This is a genomic window from Oricola nitratireducens (assembly GCF_014904745.1).
Lineage (GTDB): Bacteria > Pseudomonadota > Alphaproteobacteria > Rhizobiales > Rhizobiaceae > Oricola > Oricola nitratireducens.
In genome coordinates this window covers 41,663-60,040 of record NZ_JACZCS010000001.1, presented here as the reverse complement: position 1 = coordinate 60,040, position 18,378 = coordinate 41,663, and the positions used below count along the sequence as shown (strand labels likewise).

Below are 18,378 nucleotides of genomic sequence, written 5' to 3'. Positions count from 1 at the left end.
CTTCGAAAAGACCCGGACCATATGACCGAAACGCCTGAAATTCCTGAAGAAATCATCCGCGATCCCGCCGAGTACGGCGCCGACTCGATTCGCGTCCTGAAAGGCCTCGACGCGGTGCGCAAGCGCCCGGGCATGTATATTGGCGACACCGACGACGGCTCCGGCCTGCATCACATGGTCTACGAGGTTGTGGACAACGCCATCGACGAGGCGCTGGCCGGCCATGCCGACCTCGTCACCGTGACGCTCAACGCCGACGGATCGGTGACCGTCACCGACAACGGCCGCGGCATCCCGACCGACATCCACACCGGCGAGGGCATCTCCGCCGCCGAGGTCATCATGACCCAGCTGCATGCCGGCGGAAAGTTCGACCAGAACTCCTACAAGGTCTCCGGCGGCCTGCACGGCGTCGGCGTCTCGGTCGTCAACGCGCTCTCGGTCTCGCTCAAGCTGAAGATCGCCCGCAACGGCAAGTTCCACGAGATGAGCTTCACCCACGGCGTCGCCGACGGCCCGCTCGCTGTGACAGGCGATGCCGGGTCCTACACCGGAACGGAAGTCACCTTCACGCCCTCGCAGGAGACCTTCACCAATGTCGAGTTCAAATACGACACGCTGGAGCATCGCCTGCGCGAGCTCGCCTTCCTGAATTCCGGCGTCCGCATCAAGCTCACCGACCATCGCCACGCCGACCCCCGCGAGACGGAACTGTTCTACGAGGGCGGGCTGGAGGAGTTCGTCCGTTACCTCGACCGCTCCAAGAAGCCGCTGATCGAGGCCCCGGTCTACATCACCGGCGAGAAGGACGGCATCACCGTCGAGGTCGCGCTGTGGTGGAACGATAGCTACCACGAGAACGTTCTGGCCTTCACCAACAACATCCCGCAGCGCGACGGCGGCACCCACCTGGCCGGCTTTCGCGGCGCGCTGACCCGCCAGGTCACCGGCTATGCCGAGAAGTCCGGCCTGACCAAGAAGGAAAAGGTCACGCTCACCGGCGACGACACCCGCGAGGGCCTCACCTGCGTCCTCTCCGTCAAGGTGCCGGACCCGAAATTCTCCTCCCAGACCAAGGACAAGCTGGTCTCCTCCGAGGTTCGCCCCGTGGTCGAGAGCCTCGTCAACGAGCATCTCGCCGAATGGCTGGAGGAGCATCCCGGCGAGGCCAAGATTCTCGTCGGCAAGGTGGTCGAGGCCGCCGCCGCCCGCGAGGCGGCGCGCAAGGCCCGCGAGCTGACCCGCCGCAAGGGCGTGCTCGACATATCCTCGCTGCCCGGCAAGCTCGCCGACTGCCAGGAAAAGGACCCGGCCAAGTCCGAGATCTTCATCGTCGAGGGTGATTCCGCCGGCGGCTCGGCCAAGGGCGGCCGCTCGCGCAAGAACCAGGCGATCCTGCCGCTGCGCGGCAAGATCCTCAATGTCGAGCGCGCGCGCTTCGACCGCATGCTCTCCTCCGACATGATCGGCACGCTGATCACCGCGCTCGGCACCGGCATCGGCAGTGACGAGTTCAACGCCGACAAGGCGCGCTATCACAAGATCATCATCATGACGGACGCCGACGTCGACGGCGCCCATATCCGCACCCTGCTCTTGACCTTCTTCTTCCGCCAGATGCCGGAGCTGATCGAGCGCGGCTACCTCTATATCGCCCAGCCGCCGCTCTACAAGGTGACGCGCGGCAAGACCTCGCAATACATCAAGGACGAGAAGGCGATGGAGGATTACCTCATCGACCTGTCGCTCGACGACACCGCGCTTGAGCTCTCCACCGGCGAGGTGCGCACCCGCCAGGACCTGCGCGCCGTCATCGAGGCCGCGCTGCACATGCGTTCGCTGCTCTCCAGCCTGCACACCCGCTACGACCGCTCGGTCGTCGAGCAGGCGACCATCGCCGGCGCGCTCGATCCGGCGGTGCTCGCCGATCCGGCCCGCGCGGCCGAAGCCGCCGCCGAAGTCGCCCGCCGCCTCGACATGATCTCCGAGGAGACAGAGCGCGGCTGGGAAGGCAGGGTCAATCCCTCCAACGAGGGCGCCGGCGGCTATGTCTTCGAGCGCACCGTGCGCGGCGTCAAGGAAGCCGTCACGCTCGACGCCGCCCTTGTCGCCTCGGCCGACGCCCGCGCGCTCAACCAGCTCGCTCCGCGCCTGATGGAGGTCTATGCCGAGCCGCCGGTGCTGCGCCGCAAGGAGATCGCCGACACCGTCTCCGGCCCGATGCAGCTAATCGATCTCGTCTTCGCCTTCGGCCGCAAGGGCCTCACCATGCAGCGCTACAAGGGGCTGGGCGAAATGGACGCCGAACAGCTCTGGGAAACCACCCTCGACCCGGACGCCCGCTCGCTCCTGCAGGTCCGCGTCAACGACGCCACCGACGCCGACCAGCTCTTCGCCCAGCTGATGGGCGACGAGGTCGAACCGCGCAGGAATTTCATCCAGGACAACGCGCTGTCCGTGGCGAATCTGGATATTTAGTCCGATCATTATGAATTGATTGTAAGCGAGAGAATCCGATAGCTGTTAGACAAAGCGATGCTAAAGTTCAAACGGCGACTGATCTGTCTTCGGAAGCTAAAGCCGACGAAAATAATGCAGCGCTGCGCGCACTCTGGGGAAATATATCTAGATTCATTTCAGATTTGGAGGAAGTTCCCGGCTGGCGAGAATGGCGCGGAAAAAAGCTCAAGTATACGCTATTTTTCGACGATATAATAAGAAGAGACTACAAAGAACTAGAAGAAGGATTTCAATTTCCCGAAGATATAGAGAAAAAGCATAAAATTGTTATATGTTTTCTCTCGCTGGCGGACAGTGTGTCTGCTCTTAAGGATTGTGAATATTATTTTCGCCGCTATCCCTTTCACGGACTTCCCGTATCTCGCCAAAGGCATTTGGTCCACATGTGTGAGATGTATTTTGGCAGATTTTATGAGATCCGGGAGCGGATAAAGAGCGTTCTTAATGCGGTTAATGACTGTATGCAGGATAAAAATCTAGACATCGGAAAATTCATCAAATTATATGACAAGGTGTTTTCAGCTGAACTTCGAGCGCGGAATCGGGCTCATCACCATGAGCGTTTTGATGATTTAGAGACCAGCAGGCTCTTCATCGTAGAAACTGCGTCTGGCAAACTGAAGGATATTTCTGAGAAAGCCGCCCGCGATGAATACCGAAGAGTAACCAGACAGTGGTCTAAACGAGTTCAGAAGAAGTCAAAGCAGATGGATCGCTTTCTGGAAGCTGTTGCCCAAGCAATCATTGAAAACTGCGATTTGAGAATTTAACAGAATGAATAAAATGAGGGTCCGTATTTTTTAGCAAGAATTATTCTCTAAGAGAGCTTGTGATTTAATATTAGCGAAAAATGAATATAGGAGTAAGCATCTAATGTCCGAATGTTTTAAGGCTGGCGTTCAATACGATGATTGGATTGGCGAGGCGGCTGCGGATGATGATATTAATAACAGCGTTCATGCATTGCTGCGTGAGCGAGGGTTGATGAAAGAGGGTCAATCACTCGTCAGCGTAGAGATATACATGGAGAATGCCGGTAATCCTCCGCAAGTCTATGGATATCTGATCAACGCAAAGGATGCAGACGAAGCTCATAAAGCTCTCTCCAAAATCGATAAACCACAACTGATAAAAGTCGGTGTTCACGATCTATCTATTGAAGATGTCACTAAGCTCTTTAAGAGATTGAACGTGGTTCTTTCGCGGCGAGATCTCAGCCTAATAGGTCGGGAGTTCGACATCCTAGAATGACGGGATAGCGGTATAGTTAGTTAGTCTTATCCCCCCGACCTCCCTTATCCTTCTCCTGCCCCGAAACGCGGAGACGGAAGCATATGATCAACTGGCCCCGGGCAATCGACCGCAACCGCGAAGCGCTCCCGCGCGTCGTCGCGGCGCTGTTCGCTATGGCCGGGCTGGGCGAGGGCGATAAAGCCACCCCGCCGCAGTGGCGTATCGCGGGCGATGATCTTTGCGCCGATATTGGCGATTAGCGTCATAGCCCAACCTTCTTCCGTCATCCTCGGGCTTGACCCGAGGATCCACGGCCAGGGGACTCACTTGTTCAGGAGAAGATAGAGATCATTCCAGTCCGGATTCATCGCCTCGATCAGGTCGATCTTCCATTGCCGGTACCAGCGCTTGAGCGATTTCTCCCGCTGGATCGCATCGCTGATGTGATCGTGTTGCTCGTACCAGACTAGCCGCGTGCATCCGTAGCGAGAGGCGAAGCCGGGCGTCAGGCCCTCTCGATGTTCCCAGATGCGTCCCTCGAGGTCGCTGGTCACGCCGACATAGAGCGTGCCCTTCTTGTGGTTCGTAACGATATAGACGTAGCCCGCCATGACCACTGAGGTTCCTAGCCGTGGATCCTCGGGTCAAGCCCGAGGATGACGTGTTTGGGAGGACCGCTCGACAAATCGCCGGCATCGTGCCCTTCCGCTGCATCAAACTTATCCACCGCCCTCCCATCTCCCTTACCCTTCTCCCGCCCCGAAACGCAGAGAAGGACGCGCATGATCAACTGGCCCCGGGCAATCGACCGCAACCGCGAGGCACTCCTGCGCATCGTCGCTGCTCTGTTCGTCCTAGCCGGGCGGGGCGAGGGGGACGCGGTGGCCACCCTGCCGCGCCATCTGCGCAACCATCTCCTGAGCATTCTCCGCCCCGCCGAATCCGCCGTCCGCCGCCTGATCGTGATCGCCGCGCGCGGGTTTGTTGTGGTGGTGCCGGCGCGCCGCAAACGCACCACCACAACAACCACGACAACCACCACCACAGGCGAACCCGCCGCCATCGCCCTGCCCCTCATCGATCCGCGCAAGCGGTTCGACTTTCGCCCGCGCCGCCGCCGCGCGAAATCCTTCCCGCGCATTTGCGTGATCGGCCTGACCGAGCCGGCGCCGATCCCTGAAATCCGGGTTCCCATGCCGGACGATCCGGTCGACGCTGCCCGCCTCCGCCGCCGGCTCGCCGGGCTCAAACGCGCGCTCGGCGATCTCGACGGCCACGCGAAGCGCCTTGCCCGCTGGAAGGCGCGCCGGGACCTCGGCCTCACAAAACGCTTCCACCCCATGCGCCCCGGCCGCCCGCCGGGCCACCGCAAGCGGCAAATCCACGAAGTCGACGACGTGCTGCGCGAGTGCCACGCCCTGGCGCATGACGCGCAGCGGGAGGACACGTCGTGAGCGGCAGGGACCCGGCAGCGACGAGCGCCGGACAGCGGCTTGCCGCTTACGAACAGGAAAGCGAGGAGCTTAAGGCCGGGGCCAAAGGGGCTCGCGGCGCCGATGCCGCGCGCTTCGCCTCCCCCTTGTGGGGAGGCCGGAGAAGCAAGGCGGCCGCGCAGCGGACGGCGCAGCTGATCCGGGTGGGGGTAACAAGTCTCCTCGATGGAGGTTCTTACCCCCACCCGGCTCTGTCTCGCTGCGCGAGCCACTCGCCGGCCTCCCCACAAGGGGGAGGCGAGGGAGCCCGCCATGGTCGCCGAGCTTCTTTGCCGTGGATCCCCGGGTCATGCCCGAGGATGACGGAGGATGGGGTGAGGAAGACGGTGGGAGCCCGCCTTCAACCGCCGGCCCTGCGCTATCGCTCCGGGCGTTCGTCGCTCCAATCGACAAATCGTTGTCGATTGGCCGGCCAAAGGCCGACCGCTTCTCACCCCCTGAGCACCACCGTGGCCGAAAATCCGCCCATCCGCGACGCGCCGAGTTCCAGCCGTCCGCCGCATTCGTCGAGAATGTCGGAGACGATTGCGAGGCCGAGGCCGGCGCCGGCCTTGCCGGTCTCGTCGAGGCGGCGGCCGCGCTGGCGGATCTCGGCGAGCTGCTCCGGCCCGACGCCGGCGCCGTCGTCCTCGATCGTCAGCCGCACCTCGTCGCCGTCGCGCGTCGCCGAGACGCGGACCCGTTCCCTGGCGTGGCGCATGGCGTTTTCGGCGAGGTTGCCGAGAATCTCGTTGAGATCGTCCGGCTCGACGCGCGCCGTCATGCCGGCCTCGATGGCCGTCTCGAACACCTTGTCCTCGCCGGCGGGCGTGCGCTGCAGCGCCCTGATGATGGCGTTGGCCGCCGGCGCCAGCGCGATCGCCTGCGTCGCAGCGCCGTGGCGCAGCCGGGCGCGCGCCATCTCGCGCTCGACATGGGCGCGCATGCGAAGCGCCAGTTCGTCGATGTCGTCGGCGATGTCGGTCACCCCCATGGCGCGCAGCTTGCGCGCGTCGGCCGACAGCGCGGTCAGCGGCGTCTTCAGCCCGTGCGCGAGGTCGGCCGCCCGGTCGCGGGCGCGCAGCATCGCCGCCTCCTGGTGGTCGAGCAGCGTGTTGACCTCCTCGACCAGCGGCGACACCTCCGCCGGCACCGCGTCGTCGAGCCGCCTCGCGCGGCCGGCGCGGATGTCGGCGACGCCCGAGCGCAGCGCGTCCATCGGCTTCAGGCCGGAGCGGATCTGCACCGCGAAGCCGAGCAGCAGCACCAGCCCGGCGACGATCAGCGCCGGCGCGATGTCGCGCGCGAAGCCGGCGCGCAGCTGGTCGAGTTCGCGCCGGTCGATGGCGACCGACAGCCGCACCCGGTGCTCGGCGAGGCCGGCGTCGGCGATGATCGCCTGTTCGTGCACCAGCAGTTTCGCGCCGTCCGGGCCGATGGCGTCGTGGACATGCACCACGCCGGGCGTCAGCAAATCGTCCGGCAGGTCGAGTTCCTGGTCCCACAGCGAGCGCGAGCGGATCAATTGCCCGGTGGCGTCGTCGCGCACCTGCCAGTACAGCCCGCCGAACACCCGGTCGAAGCGCGGGTCGGCCGGCTCGCGCGACAGCGTCACCGTGCCGTCGGGCGAAAACCGCAGCGCGCCGGCGAGCTGGGCGATATGGGTGTCGAGTTCCTGGCCGACGCGGCGCTCAAGGTTGCGGGTGAACAGCGCCGTCAGGCCGAAGCCGGCGATCACCAGCGTCACCGCCATGATCCCGGCGGCATAGGCCATCAGCCGGCGGCGGATCGACCGGCGCGCGAAGGTTCCGGTCATGCCTTCTCTGTCTCGGGCGTGTCGGCGATGGTGTATCCGAAGCCGCGCCGCGTCTCGATCAGCGCGATCGGCAGCTTGCGCCGGACGCGCGCGATCAGCACCTCGACGGCGTTGGATTCGCGCTCGAAATGCAGCGACTGCAGGTGTTCGGCCAGTTCCTGCTGCGGCACGATGCGGCCCTTGTTGAGCATCAGATATGCGATCAGCCGGTATTCCTGCGGCGACAGCGCCAGCGGCACGCCGCGCACCGAAAATCGCATCTGGCGCGGGTCGAGTTCGGCTTCGCCCGCCTTGATGACCGGCGACGCGTGCCCGGCCGAGCGGCGCAGGATCGCGCGCAGCCGCGCCATCAGTTCCTCCATCCGGAACGGCTTGGCGAGATAGTCGTCGGCGCCGGCGTCGATGCCCTCGACGCGCTCGCTCCACGAGCCGCGCGCGGTGAGCACCAGCACGGGAAGCTCGCGCCCGGCCTCGCGCCAGCGCTTCAGGATCGACAGCCCGTCCATGTGCGGCAGGCCGAGATCGAGGATCGCCGCGCCGTAGGCCTCGGTGTCGCCGAGATACCAGCCTTCCTCGCCGTCGGCCTGCGCGTCGACCACGTAGCCCGCCGCGGTCAGCGCCGCGCTCACGTCGTCGCGGATGCGTTCGTCGTCCTCGATGACCAGGATGCGCATGGCTCAGTCTTGCTCTTTGCTGTTCATCACGCTGGCGTCGCTCGCATCGACCGTGATCTCGCGCCGCCGGCCGGTGTCGTCGAGATAGTAGATCTCGTAGACGATTTTGCCACCGTCGTTTTCGAATTCCACCTCGATGATCTTGTCGCCGATCTGCGGCCGCACCCGGTCGAGGATTTCCGCCAGCGCCAGGATCTCGCCGCGCTTGCGCGCCGCCGTCAGGTCGTCGCGCTCCTTGCGGCCGCTGTCGGCATGCGCCGACTGTCCCGCGAGAGCGGGGGCAAGCAGGAGAAAGATGATCAACAGCCGGCGCATCAGCAGCCTATCGCATCCGATAAATGACAAAACGCTTACAGCCTCCGTCAGCCATCTGTCATCGCCGCCCTGCCAGAACGGCGCCATGGCCGGCAATGACCGGTTCGAACCAAGGAGATAGAAATGCAGAAATTCGTCCTCGCAGCAATCGCAACCGGCCTTCTGGCTGTCCCCGCCATGGCGTCGGAATCGTCGATGTCCTGCGGCAACGCCCCGCAAGCCAAGTGGATGTCCCAGGACGCCGCCAAGGCGAAGCTCGCGGGCATGGGCTACGACGTGCGCCGGGTCAAGGTCGAGAACGGCTGCTATGAAATCTATGGCATGAAGGACGGCGCCCGCGTGCAGGCCATGATGAATCCGGCTACCGGCGAAATCGTCGGCAACGAACAGGGCGAGCAATGACAATGCACGCGACCTTCACGGAAGCCGGCGGCAAGGAACCGCCGGCGACCGTCCGGGTCTGGGACCCGCTGGTCAGGATATTCCATTGGTCCCTCGTGACGCTGTTCTTCGTCGCCTTCTTCACCGGCGAAGACATGATGAGCGTCCACAAGCTCGCCGGCTACATCGTCGGCGGGCTCGTGGCCTTCCGTGTCGTCTGGGGCCTGATCGGCCCGCGCCATGCGCGTTTCACAGATTTCGTGCGCGGCCCGAACACGGTGATGGGTTATCTGCGCGACGCGATGGCGATGAGGGCGGAACGCCACATCGGCCACAACCCCGCCGGCGGCGCGATGATCGTCCTGCTGCTGATCGCGCTCGCCGGGATCGCCACCACCGGCTACATGATGACGACGGACGCCTACTGGGGCGTCGAATGGGTGGATGATACCCATGTCGCCCTCGTCTACGGGACGCTCGCCCTGGTCGGTCTGCATGTCGCGGGCGTCGTGCTGGCGAGCATCCACCACGGCGAGAACCTCGTCCGCGCCATGGTGACCGGGCGCAAGCGCGCATCCTGATCGTATCTGATGAAGCAATTGCCGGGCGGGCCCCGCGGGGTCCGCCCTTTTTTCATGCCTGCGGCTTGCGCATCCGGGTCATGACGTCGGTCTTGAGCATGAACTGCTGGTAAAGCGCGCCGGCGATATGCAGCAGGACGACGATGATCAGGATAGGCTTCATCACCTCGTGCGCCTCGCCCGCCAGCGCGACATCGCCGAACCATGCGGCGAGACCGGACAGCGGGATCAGCAGCATCAGCGCATAGAGACCGAGATGGGTGGCGCCGGCGACGAGTTTCAGGATCACCGGTTCGTGTTCCGGCGGCCGTGGCGCGCCGCGCCGGGCGCGCAGGAAGATCCGCCACAGCGCGAACACCAGCACCGCGATGCCGATATAGACATGGGCGGCGACCCAGGGATTGAAGGCGAGTTCCTCGCCGCGGCGCACCGCGCGCCAAGCCCGGCCGATATCCTCGTCGAACACCAGCTGAAATCCGATCAGCAGGAAGACCAGCCAGTGCAGGCTGATCTGGGTGGCGGAATAACCGGTGGGCGCGGTCTTCGCGGTCGCGGGCATGCGGGCCTCCATGAGAGAATCGAAATCGGTGGAAACCTACATCAGGTCCAATTGCAGTGCATGCTATATTTATGCGACGGCGCGTCGCAGACAATACCACGCGAGGCTGGCAGCGATTTTCGTCTACGTCCCGGGCTCCGGAAGCGGCAGCGGGTGGAAGCAGGCGTGGCATTGCAGGCCGAGATCGAACAGGGGCGGTTGTTCGGCGCGGCACGTGTCGTCGGCGCGCCAGCAGCGCGGGTTGAACGCGCAGCCTTTCGGCGGATCGAGCGGCGACGGCAATTCGCCCTCGAGGCGGATGCGGTGTTTCTCGTGAAACGGATCGGCGACCGGCGTCGCCGACAGAAGCGCCGCCGTATAGGGATGGCGCGGCGTGTTGAACACCTCTTCCGAAGGCCCGGTTTCCACCGGCTTGCCGAGATACATCACCATGATGTCGTCGGCGAGATGCCGCACCACGGAGAGATCATGGCTGATGAACAGATAGGCGAGCCCGAGTTCGGCCTGCAGGTCCATCAGGATATTAAGAACCTGCGCCTGGATCGACACGTCGAGCGCCGAGACCGGTTCGTCGAGGATCAGGATTTTCGGGTTCAGCATCAGCGCGCGGGCAATCGCGATGCGCTGGCGCTGGCCGCCGGAGAACATGTGCGGATAGCGTTCGTAATGTTCGGCCCGCAGCCCCACGCGCTCCATCATTTCGGAGGCCTTGCGCCGCCGCGTCTGTGCGTCGTCTTGGGTGTTGATGACCAGCGGTTCCTCGAGGATCGCGCCGATCTTCTGGCGCGGATTGAGCGAGCCGTAGGGATTCTGGAAGACGATCTGCATCTTGCGGCGCAGTTCCGGCGTCGATTGCGTCACCGGGATGCCGTCGATCAGCAACTCTCCCGCCGATGGCGGCTCGATCATGGTGACGAGGCGCGCCAGCGTCGACTTTCCGCAGCCGGATTCGCCGACGACGGCGAGTGTCTTGCCGGCTTCCAGCGAGAACGACACGCCGTCGAGCGCCTTGACGACGCCCTTGCCGCCGAACAGACCGCCGCCGACCTCGTAATAGCGGGTGAGCTCGCGGGCTTCGACGACGATTTCGCCGGTGGCGGTGCGCCTTTCGAGAACGGTGTCGCTCATTGGCCGGCCTCCGCTTTTTCCGGATATCCCGTCGGATCGCCGTCCTTCAGCGGGTAGTTGCACAGCGCAAAGCCGAATTCCGCGCCCTGGCGCTCGGTCTCGCGATCGCAGCGCTCGGTCGCGTAGCGGCACCGCGGCGCGAACAGGCAGCCCGACGGCCGGTCGTACTGGCCGGGCACGACGCCCGGTATCGACGGCAACCGGCCGCGCCGCGTCGCGCGTTCGGGCAGCGCCGACAGGAGCGCCTGCGTGTAGGGATGGTGCGGATCGCGGAAAAGCTCGCGCACATGCTGCTCTTCCACCTTCTGCCCGGCATATTGCACCTGCACCCGCTCCGCCGTCTCGGCGACCACGCCCATGTCGTGGGTGATCAGGATCAGGCCCATGCCGTGCCGTTTCTGCAGGTCGACCAGCAGGTCGAGGATCTGCGCCTGGATGGTCACATCGAGTGCCGTTGTCGGTTCGTCGGCGATCAGCAGCTTCGGATCGCAGGCGAGCGCCATGGCGATCATAACGCGCTGGCTCATGCCGCCCGACAACTGGTGCGGGAACAGGCTCAGCCGCTTTTCGGGCGCCGGGATGCCGACCAGGTTGAGCAGTTCGATCGAGCGTTCGCGCCGCTGCGCCCGGTTCATGCCCATGTGAATGCGCAGACTTTCTCCGATCTGGAAGCCGACGGTGAAGCACGGATTCAGGCTCGACATCGGCTCCTGGAAGATCATCGCGATGTCCTTGCCGATAATCGTGCGCTTTTGTTGCGCGGACATTGTGAGCATGTCCTTGCCATCGAAACGCAGCGTGTCCGCGGTCACCGTCGCCGTCCAGGGCAACAGGCCCATCAGGGCGAGCATCGCGACCGATTTGCCGGACCCCGATTCGCCGACGATGGAGAGGATTTCGCCGCGGTCGCAGGTCAGCGACACGTTGTCCACGGCCTTGAACGGCCCCACGGAGGTGGCGAAAGCGACGGTCAGGTTTTCGATTTCGAGAAGGGCCATGGCGTCAGCTCTGCTTCAGTTTCGGGTCGAGCGCGTCGCGCAGCCCGTCGCCCATCAGGTTGATGGCCAGCACGGTGATCAGGATGGCTAGGCCCGGGAAGGTGACGACCCACCACGCGCGCAGGATGAACTCGCGCGCTTCGGCGAGCATTGTGCCCCATTCCGGCGTCGGCGGCTGCGCGCCCATGCCGAGGAAGCCGAGCGCTGCGGCATCAAGGATGGCGTTGGAAAAGGCGAGCGTTCCCTGCACGATCAGCGGCGCGAGGCAGTTCGGCAGGATGGTGATGAACATCAGCCTGAGCACGCCGGCGCCTGCCACCCGCGCCGAGATGACGTATTCGCGCTCGCGTTCCGACAGCACCGAGGCGCGCGTCAGCCGCACGAAATGCGGCTGGTAGACGATTGCGATGGCGATCATGGCGTTGATCAAGCCCGGCCCCAGCACAGCCACCAGCACCAGCGCGAGCAGCAACGAGGGAAAGGCGAGAATGATGTCCATGATCCGCATGAAGAGCGTATCGAGCCAGCCGCGGAAGAAGCCGGAGATCAGCCCGATCAGGATGCCGCCGGTCATCGCGATGGTGACGACGACGACGCCTATGAACAGCGAGAACCGCGCGCCGTGGATCAGCCGCGATAGGATGTCGCGTCCCACCGCGTCGGTGCCGAGCAGGAAGGTCAGTGACCCGCCGTCCTGCCAGAACGGCGGGGAAAGCAGATGGTCGCGGAACTGCTGGTCGGGATTGTGTGGCGCCAGCAGCGGCGCGAACACAGCGATCAGCACCAGCAGGATGAAGACCACCAGCCCGGTGACTGCCCCGCGGTTCTTGGAGAAATAGTGCCAGAACTCGGCGAGCATCTGCCGCCGTCCGTTGATGGTGCGCGCGGGCGCGCCGGGCAGGGCCTGTTCGCTCATCGGCTTGCTCCGGCTTTTGGTCTGGCGTGGCGTCGAGTCTCGGTCATCGGCTGGCCTATTGGTGGCTAATTCGCGGATTGATCAGCCCGTAGAGCAGATCGACAATCAGATTGACCAGCATGACGATGCCGGCGATCAGCACCAGCCCGCCCTGGACGACCGGATAGTCGCGCCGCGAGATCGAATCGATCATCCACTTGCCGATGCCGGGCCAGGAGAAGATCGTCTCAGTGAGGATCGCGCCGGCCATCAGCAGCCCGACCTGCAGGCCGATGGTGGTGACCACCGGAATGAGTGCATTCCTGAAGGCGTGCAGGCCGATCACGCGCACGGGCGTCAGCCCCTTGGCGCGCGCGGTCCGGACATAGTCCTCGCCAAGCACTTCGAGCATGGCCGACCGGGTCTGGCGGGCGATGACGGCGAGCGGAATGGTGCCGAGCACGATGGAAGGCAGGATCAGATGGCTGACGGCCGACTGGAAGGCGCCCTTCTGGCCGGACAGCAGGGCATCGACGGTCATGAAGCCGGTGACCGGTGGGAAGAAATACAAGAGATCGATGCGCCCCGAGACCGGTGTCCAGTGCAGCATGCCGGAAAACAGAATGATGAGCAGAAGTCCCCACCAAAAGATCGGCATCGAGTAGCCGGTAAGCGCCACGCCCATGGTCAGTTGGTCGAAGACGGAGCTGCGCTTGACCGCCGAGATAATGCCGGCGGGGATGCCGATGACCGTGGCGAAGGTCATGGCGAAGACTGACAGTTCCAGCGTCGCCGGGAAACGGGCGAGGAATTCATCGATTACCGGGCGTTTGGTCGAGATCGAAATGCCGAAATCGCCGTGCAGCAGCCCGATGACGTAATTAAAGTATTGCTGCCAGATCGGCAGGTCGTAGCCGAACTGCACCAGCAGCTTGTGGTAGCGCTCCGGCGACACGCCGCGCTCGCCGGCGAGAAGCAGGATCGGGTCGCCGGGCAGGACGCGCACGAAGGCGAAGGCGACGATGGTGATCCCGATCAGGGTCGGCAGGACCAGAAGCAGTTTGTTGACGAAGAAACGCAGCATGTGGCGATAAGCTCGGGGCGCCCGCGCGGGCGCCCCGATTTTCCCTGGGGGTTACTCTGCGACGTCGACGTCGTCGAAGCGGTGGTATCCGAGCGGATCCATGACGAAGCCCTTGACCTTGCTGGACATGGGCATGAACACTTTCGAGTGAGCGATCGTCAGCCAGGGAGCCTGCTCCTTGAAGACGACCTGTGCCTGCTCGTAGAGCTTGGTGCGCTCGGCGATGTCGGACGTCACCTTGGCCTTCTGGATCAGATCCTCGAAGGGCTGGTAGCACCATTCGGCACGGTTGGAGCCGCCAACGGCGTCGCAGCCGAGCAGCACGGCCAGGAAGTTGTCCGGGTCGCCATTGTCGCCGGTCCAGCCGAGCAGCACCGCACCATCGTGATCCACGGCCTTGGAGCGGTCGAGATATTCGCCCCATTCATAGGAGACGATGTCCGCGGTCACGCCGATCTTGGCGAGGTCGGCCTGCATCAGCTCGGCCATGCGGCGGGCGTTCGGGTTGTAAGGACGCTGCACGGGCATGGCCCAGATGTTCATGTGCAGGTCGGAAACGCCGGCATCGGCCAGCATCTTCTTGGCCGCTTCCGGATCATAGGGATCGTCGACGACGGCGTCGTTATACGACCACATTGTCGGCGGGATCGGGTTCTTGGCGATCTTGCCGGCGCCCTGGAAGACGGCGTCAATGATGGCCTGCTTGTCGATGGCCATGTTGAGGGCCTTGCGGACCTCGGCCTTGTCGAATGGCGCCTGCTGGGTGTTGTAGGCGAGATAGCCGACATTCAAGCCTTCCTGCTCACCGACGGTGAGGTTCGGGTTGGACTGAAGGGCCTCGATGTCGGCCGGCGCCGGATAGGGCATGATCTGGCATTCGCCGGCTTCAAGCTTCTGACGGCGGACGGCGGCGTCGGTGGTGATGGCGAAGACCAGATCGTCGATCTTCTGCTTGCCGGCCCAGTAGTCGGGGTTGGCCTTGTAGCGGATGACGGCGTCCTGCTGATAGGCGACGAACTGATAGGGGCCGGTGCCGACCGGCTGCTGGTTCAGCATCTCCATCTTGCCTTCGGCCTGCAGCTTGTCGGCATATTCCTTGGACATGATCGAGGCGAAATCCATCGCCAGGTTCGCGATCATCGGCGCTTCAGGCCGGTTGAGAACGAACTTGACGGTCAGATCGTCGACCTTGACGATGTCCTTGATCAGCGCCGGCATCGACATGCCGTTGAAGTATTCCCAGGAAATGCCCGGGGAGTACTGGTACCAGGGGCTCGACTCGTCGCGCTGACGCTCGAAGGAGAAGATCACGTCGTCCGCGTTGAAGTCGCGGGTCGGGGTGAAATAGTCGGTAGTCTGGAACTTGACGCCCGGACGCAGATGGAAAGTGTATTCCAGCCCGTCATCGGACACGTCCCAGCTCTCGGCCAGGCCCGGCACGACGCTGGTCTTGCCGTGCTCGAATTCGACCAGGCGGTTATAGATGGTGCGGCCAGAGGCGTCGAAGGTCGTGCCGGCGGTATAGGGGGCCGGGTCGAAACCTTCCGGCGAACCTTCAGAGCAGTAGACCAGCGTCTTGGCGCTGGCGGCGGTCGCTAGGCCCGTTGCGAGAAACGTTGCAGCAAGCAGCGTTGGTATCTTGCGAATTTTCATGATTGCTCCCGTTTACAAACTATAACGTTTAAGCAGCCCGTTTCATGGGTAACGAAACGGGGAACAGCATCCCCTCTGGAATGCGGAAGAGGGGAGCAAAGCCCGATTGATGAGCGATTGCAATATCCAATCGGACGTTTCCTTGTCCAACTGATCAAAAATGCAATTGGCCGCCGTGGCGGTCTCGCACCGTGAGATGCGGCGCGCCGAATGAAGCAAAGACGTGGAATTGCATCAGAGGCCTCGCGGCGAGGGCATCGGATGCGATTGCCCCGGGCGAACCGCCGAACCGGTTTGGTCCGCGGAAGTTGTCCCGGCAAACATTCGTTCAAACCATCCGCGTTTGTTAACCGCGTATAAAACATATTTGGCGAGAGCTTGATAGCGCCTTCCCCGCCGGGGTCCTGATGGACATGACGTTCGTCCCGCGCGCCATCCGGCATGTTTTTTCGGTCATCACGTATCTGCGGATCCGGCTTTTTCTGCCGCCGGCGTGCAACGGAGTTCAAGTCATGTCACTCGATTTTCGGGTGCGCGTTCTGCCGCGCATCGCGACAGTTATTGCAGTTTGCGCGTTCGCCTGTACCGGTCACGCCATGGCTGCCGGAACGGGCGGGCCGAACCACGTCGAGGAAGTCGGCCGCTACTTCGAGGATCATGTCCGGTCCTGGATCAACGGGCCGGAAGTCGTCGCCGCGATCCGCGAACAGAACCTTCGCACCGCCGGTTTCGACGACGCGACCATCAAGGCCAAGGACGATGCCTGGCGCGCCGAAGTCAGCGCCGAAGGCGTCGACCGCCCGATGGTCGAGGAAGTCATGCAACGCGACGTCTCACATTTCCTGAAGCAGAAACAGCGGGCCGCCGACTGGATGATCGTCGAGATCATCCTGATGGATGCAAAGGGCCTCAATGTCGGGCTCTCGACGCCAACATCCGATTTTTGGCAGGGCGACGAAGCCAAGCATCAGAAGACTTTCCAGGCGGGCTCGCACGATCCCTTCATTGACGAGGTCGAATTCGAGGCCGGGTCCGGCCTGCTTTTGTCGCAGATATCCCAAACGATTTTCGATCCCGACAGCGGCGAACCGATCGGTGCCGTCACCGTGTCGGTCAACATGAACAAACTCTGATCCAGGACCTTCAGATTCCAATGAGCAAAGAGAAAAGCAAGACATCGTCCGCAGGCTTCTTCGGCCGCCTTTCCCTCACCGCGAAGCTGGCCTCGGTCATCGTTGTCGTAAACATCATCGGCCTCGCCGCCACCGTTTTCCTCCTGCAGCGCGACGCGTCGCAGACCCTGCGCGAGGACGCTTTCGTCAACTGGACCCGCGAAGTCCAGCAGCTGGGCTCGATGGCGGCCGGCGGCATCAAATGGAATGTGCCGGAAGCGATCGAGGAGGCCTACAGCCGCTATGCGAACTCCGACAATCACGCCCTGCGCCGGATCCAGGCCTTCAACAACGAAAAGCAGGTGATGGCTTCCTGGGCGTATTCGGGTTTTGACACCGCCGCCGCCGATTCCGACATAGCGGCCGTCCTGGCCGCGAACCCGACCGAACCCGTTGTCGCCCCGGATGCCCATGGCGAGAGCATTGTCGCGATCGTCGTGCCCCTCGATCCGGACAGTACCGGCAAGCCGCGCGGCTATATCGGCACGGTCTGGAGCACAAAGGGCCTCGCGGAGACCAGCGCGGAATTCGGATGGAATACGCTCGGGATCCAGGCGGTCTCCATCCTTTTCGTGATCGGCGCCTTCCTTTACGCCCTTCGCGGTATCGTCAGCCGCCCGCTGGGCGACCTGACAAACCGCATCGGAACGCTGCAAGCGGGCGATCTGCAATCCGATATCCCGCATCGTGGCCGCACCGATACGATCGGCGTTGTCGCGTCGGCGCTTGAAACGTTCCGGATCGCCGCCCAGGAAAAGGAAGAGGCCGAGGCGCGCGCGGAAGCCGAACGCCGCGGCTTCGATGCCGAACGTCAACGCAACGAGGCCGAAAGCACGCGTGTTTCGGAAAATCAGCGTAAGGCGATGCAAGTGGTCGGCGGCGCGCTCGGCCGGCTCGCCAAGGGCGACCTGACGGTGCGGATCGACGATATCGGCGAGGAGTTCCAGGCGCTGCGCGAAGACTTCAACAGCGCGATCGAATCGCTCACCGAGACCATGCAGAGCATCTCGGGGACGACCGCCAAGGTCGCCGACAGTTCCGGCGAATTGTCTTCGGCCGCCGATACCCTGTCACGCCGCACCGAAAGCCAGGCAGCCTCGATCGAGGAAACCGCCGCGGCATCCGAAGAGATCACCGCGACCGTTCGGGAATCGGCGCAACGCGCCGAGGAAACCGACCGCATCGTCGCTGACGCGACGGATTGCGTGCAGGTATCCCGGGGCGTTGTCGGTCAGGCGATTTCCGCCATGCAGCGCATCGAGCAGTCTTCCACCAAGATCAGCCAGATCATCGCCGTGATCGATGACATCGCGTTCCAGACCAACCTGCTGGCGCTGAATGCAGGCGTCGAGGCAGCGCGGGCCGGCGAGGCGGGCAGCGGCTTCGCGGTCGTCGCTCAGGAAGTGCGCGAACTGGCCCAGCGTTCCGCCGAGGCCGCGAAGGAAATCAAGGGCCTGATCAACAATTCCAGCGCCGAGGTCGGCTCCGGCGTCGAGCAGGTCAACAAGACTGGCGCGTCGCTGGAAGAAATTCAGGGCCATGTCGATCGGATCCGCGAGAATATCGGCGCGATCGTTTCCTCGGCGCGCGAACAGGCTGCGGGCCTTCAGGATGTCAACGCCGCAGTCAGCGAAATGGACAAGATGACCCAGCAGAACGCAGCGATGGCCGAGGAGACGAACGCTGCCAGCCAGTCGCTGGGACAGCAGGCCGCGGAACTGCGCCGTCTCGTCGATCGCTTCACGATCGATGCCGCATCGCTTGGCGCCCGGGGCGCAGGCCCCCGGGCAGCGGACGACGGTTCCGCCCCCGCTTCCTCGCCGGCGCGCGATCTCGGCCGCAAACTCGCGGGCGCATTCGGCATGCGGTGATCGCAGCCGGCCTAAAGACACTCGAA

At 63.6% G+C, this 18,378-nt stretch carries 19 protein-coding genes; 9 read left to right on the top strand and 10 right to left on the bottom strand.

The window, feature by feature from the left end; translation table 11 throughout:
- The first annotated feature begins 21 nt into the window (after window positions 1-21).
- From gyrB to IG169_RS00265, 4 genes are all read left to right on the top strand, one after another.
- The gene (gene gyrB / locus IG169_RS00280; protein WP_193174147.1) at window positions 22-2,478 is read left to right on the top strand and encodes a DNA topoisomerase (ATP-hydrolyzing) subunit B; all 2,457 of its coding nucleotides are present in this window, start codon (window positions 22-24) and stop codon (window positions 2,476-2,478) included.
- 164 nt (window positions 2,479-2,642) lie between these two features.
- Window positions 2,643-3,290, top strand: coding sequence for a hypothetical protein (locus IG169_RS00275; RefSeq protein WP_193174146.1), 648 nt, complete (start codon window positions 2,643-2,645; stop codon window positions 3,288-3,290).
- Window positions 3,291-3,393: 103 nt separating this feature from the next.
- Window positions 3,394-3,771 (top strand): hypothetical protein, encoded by a 378-nt coding sequence (locus IG169_RS00270; protein ID WP_193174145.1) that lies wholly within the window; start codon window positions 3,394-3,396, stop codon window positions 3,769-3,771.
- 83 nt (window positions 3,772-3,854) lie between these two features.
- Window positions 3,855-4,013, top strand: coding sequence for a hypothetical protein (locus IG169_RS00265; RefSeq protein ID WP_193174144.1), 159 nt, complete (start codon window positions 3,855-3,857; stop codon window positions 4,011-4,013).
- 63 nt (window positions 4,014-4,076) lie between these two features.
- Here the strand turns inward: IG169_RS00265 and IG169_RS00260 are convergent, their stop codons facing one another.
- On the bottom strand, window positions 4,077-4,364 hold the full coding sequence (locus IG169_RS00260) for a GIY-YIG nuclease family protein (protein WP_193174143.1): 288 nt from the start codon (window positions 4,362-4,364) through the stop codon (window positions 4,077-4,079).
- A 171-nt stretch (window positions 4,365-4,535) separates the two neighbouring features.
- On the opposite strand from IG169_RS00260, the gene IG169_RS00255 reads away from it, so the two are divergent.
- Window positions 4,536-5,207: a hypothetical protein gene (locus tag IG169_RS00255; protein WP_210325797.1), complete on the top strand. Its 672-nt coding sequence runs from the start codon at window positions 4,536-4,538 to the stop codon at window positions 5,205-5,207.
- A gap of 469 nt (window positions 5,208-5,676) precedes the next feature.
- On the opposite strand, the gene IG169_RS00250 is transcribed toward IG169_RS00255, so the two are convergent.
- The 3 genes from IG169_RS00250 to IG169_RS00240 are packed head-to-tail and all read right to left on the bottom strand — an operon-like array spanning window position 5,677 to window position 8,030.
- On the bottom strand, window positions 5,677-7,041 hold the full coding sequence (locus IG169_RS00250; RefSeq protein ID WP_193174142.1) for a sensor histidine kinase: 1,365 nt from the start codon (window positions 7,039-7,041) through the stop codon (window positions 5,677-5,679).
- Window positions 7,038-7,715: a response regulator transcription factor gene (locus IG169_RS00245; protein ID WP_193174141.1), complete on the bottom strand. Its 678-nt coding sequence runs from the start codon at window positions 7,713-7,715 to the stop codon at window positions 7,038-7,040. Before IG169_RS00245 ends, IG169_RS00250 begins: the two co-directional genes overlap by 4 nt.
- Before the next feature lie 3 nt (window positions 7,716-7,718).
- Window positions 7,719-8,030: a PepSY domain-containing protein gene (locus IG169_RS00240; RefSeq protein ID WP_193174140.1), complete on the bottom strand. Its 312-nt coding sequence runs from the start codon at window positions 8,028-8,030 to the stop codon at window positions 7,719-7,721.
- 123 nt (window positions 8,031-8,153) lie between these two features.
- On the opposite strand from IG169_RS00240, the gene IG169_RS00235 reads away from it, so the two are divergent.
- Window positions 8,154-8,432, top strand: a complete 279-nt coding sequence (locus IG169_RS00235; protein WP_193174139.1) for a PepSY domain-containing protein — start codon at window positions 8,154-8,156, stop codon at window positions 8,430-8,432.
- Window positions 8,429-8,992, top strand: coding sequence for a cytochrome b/b6 domain-containing protein (locus IG169_RS00230; RefSeq protein ID WP_193174138.1), 564 nt, complete (start codon window positions 8,429-8,431; stop codon window positions 8,990-8,992). Before IG169_RS00235 ends, IG169_RS00230 begins: the two co-directional genes overlap by 4 nt.
- A 52-nt stretch (window positions 8,993-9,044) precedes the next feature.
- Here the strand turns inward: IG169_RS00230 and IG169_RS00225 are convergent, their stop codons facing one another.
- From IG169_RS00225 to IG169_RS00200, 6 genes are all read right to left on the bottom strand, one after another.
- Window positions 9,045-9,551 (bottom strand): cytochrome b, encoded by a 507-nt coding sequence (locus IG169_RS00225; RefSeq protein WP_193174137.1) that lies wholly within the window; start codon window positions 9,549-9,551, stop codon window positions 9,045-9,047.
- 123 nt (window positions 9,552-9,674) lie between these two features.
- Entirely contained in the window at window positions 9,675-10,679 is a 1,005-nt protein-coding gene (locus IG169_RS00220; protein WP_193174136.1) for a dipeptide ABC transporter ATP-binding protein, read from the bottom strand.
- The gene (locus IG169_RS00215; RefSeq protein WP_193174135.1) at window positions 10,676-11,677 is read right to left on the bottom strand and encodes an ABC transporter ATP-binding protein; all 1,002 of its coding nucleotides are present in this window, start codon (window positions 11,675-11,677) and stop codon (window positions 10,676-10,678) included. Before IG169_RS00215 ends, IG169_RS00220 begins: the two co-directional genes overlap by 4 nt.
- Window positions 11,678-11,681: 4 nt before the next feature.
- Entirely contained in the window at window positions 11,682-12,593 is a 912-nt protein-coding gene (locus IG169_RS00210; RefSeq protein WP_193174134.1) for an ABC transporter permease subunit, read from the bottom strand.
- Window positions 12,594-12,648: 55 nt separating this feature from the next.
- Window positions 12,649-13,656, bottom strand: a complete 1,008-nt coding sequence (locus IG169_RS00205) for an ABC transporter permease subunit (protein WP_193174133.1) — start codon at window positions 13,654-13,656, stop codon at window positions 12,649-12,651.
- 51 nt (window positions 13,657-13,707) lie between these two features.
- Window positions 13,708-15,309, bottom strand: a complete 1,602-nt coding sequence (locus tag IG169_RS00200) for an ABC transporter substrate-binding protein (RefSeq protein ID WP_193174132.1) — start codon at window positions 15,307-15,309, stop codon at window positions 13,708-13,710.
- Window positions 15,310-15,821: 512 nt separating this feature from the next.
- On the opposite strand from IG169_RS00200, the gene IG169_RS00195 reads away from it, so the two are divergent.
- Window positions 15,822-16,442 carry a hypothetical protein gene (locus tag IG169_RS00195; protein WP_193174131.1) on the top strand — a complete coding sequence of 207 codons (621 nt, stop codon included), beginning with the start codon at window positions 15,822-15,824 and terminating at the stop codon, window positions 16,440-16,442.
- 20 nt (window positions 16,443-16,462) lie between these two features.
- Complete coding sequence (locus tag IG169_RS00190) at window positions 16,463-18,352, top strand: methyl-accepting chemotaxis protein (RefSeq protein WP_193174130.1); 1,890 nt, start codon at window positions 16,463-16,465, stop codon at window positions 18,350-18,352.
- Window positions 18,353-18,378 lie beyond the last annotated feature (26 nt).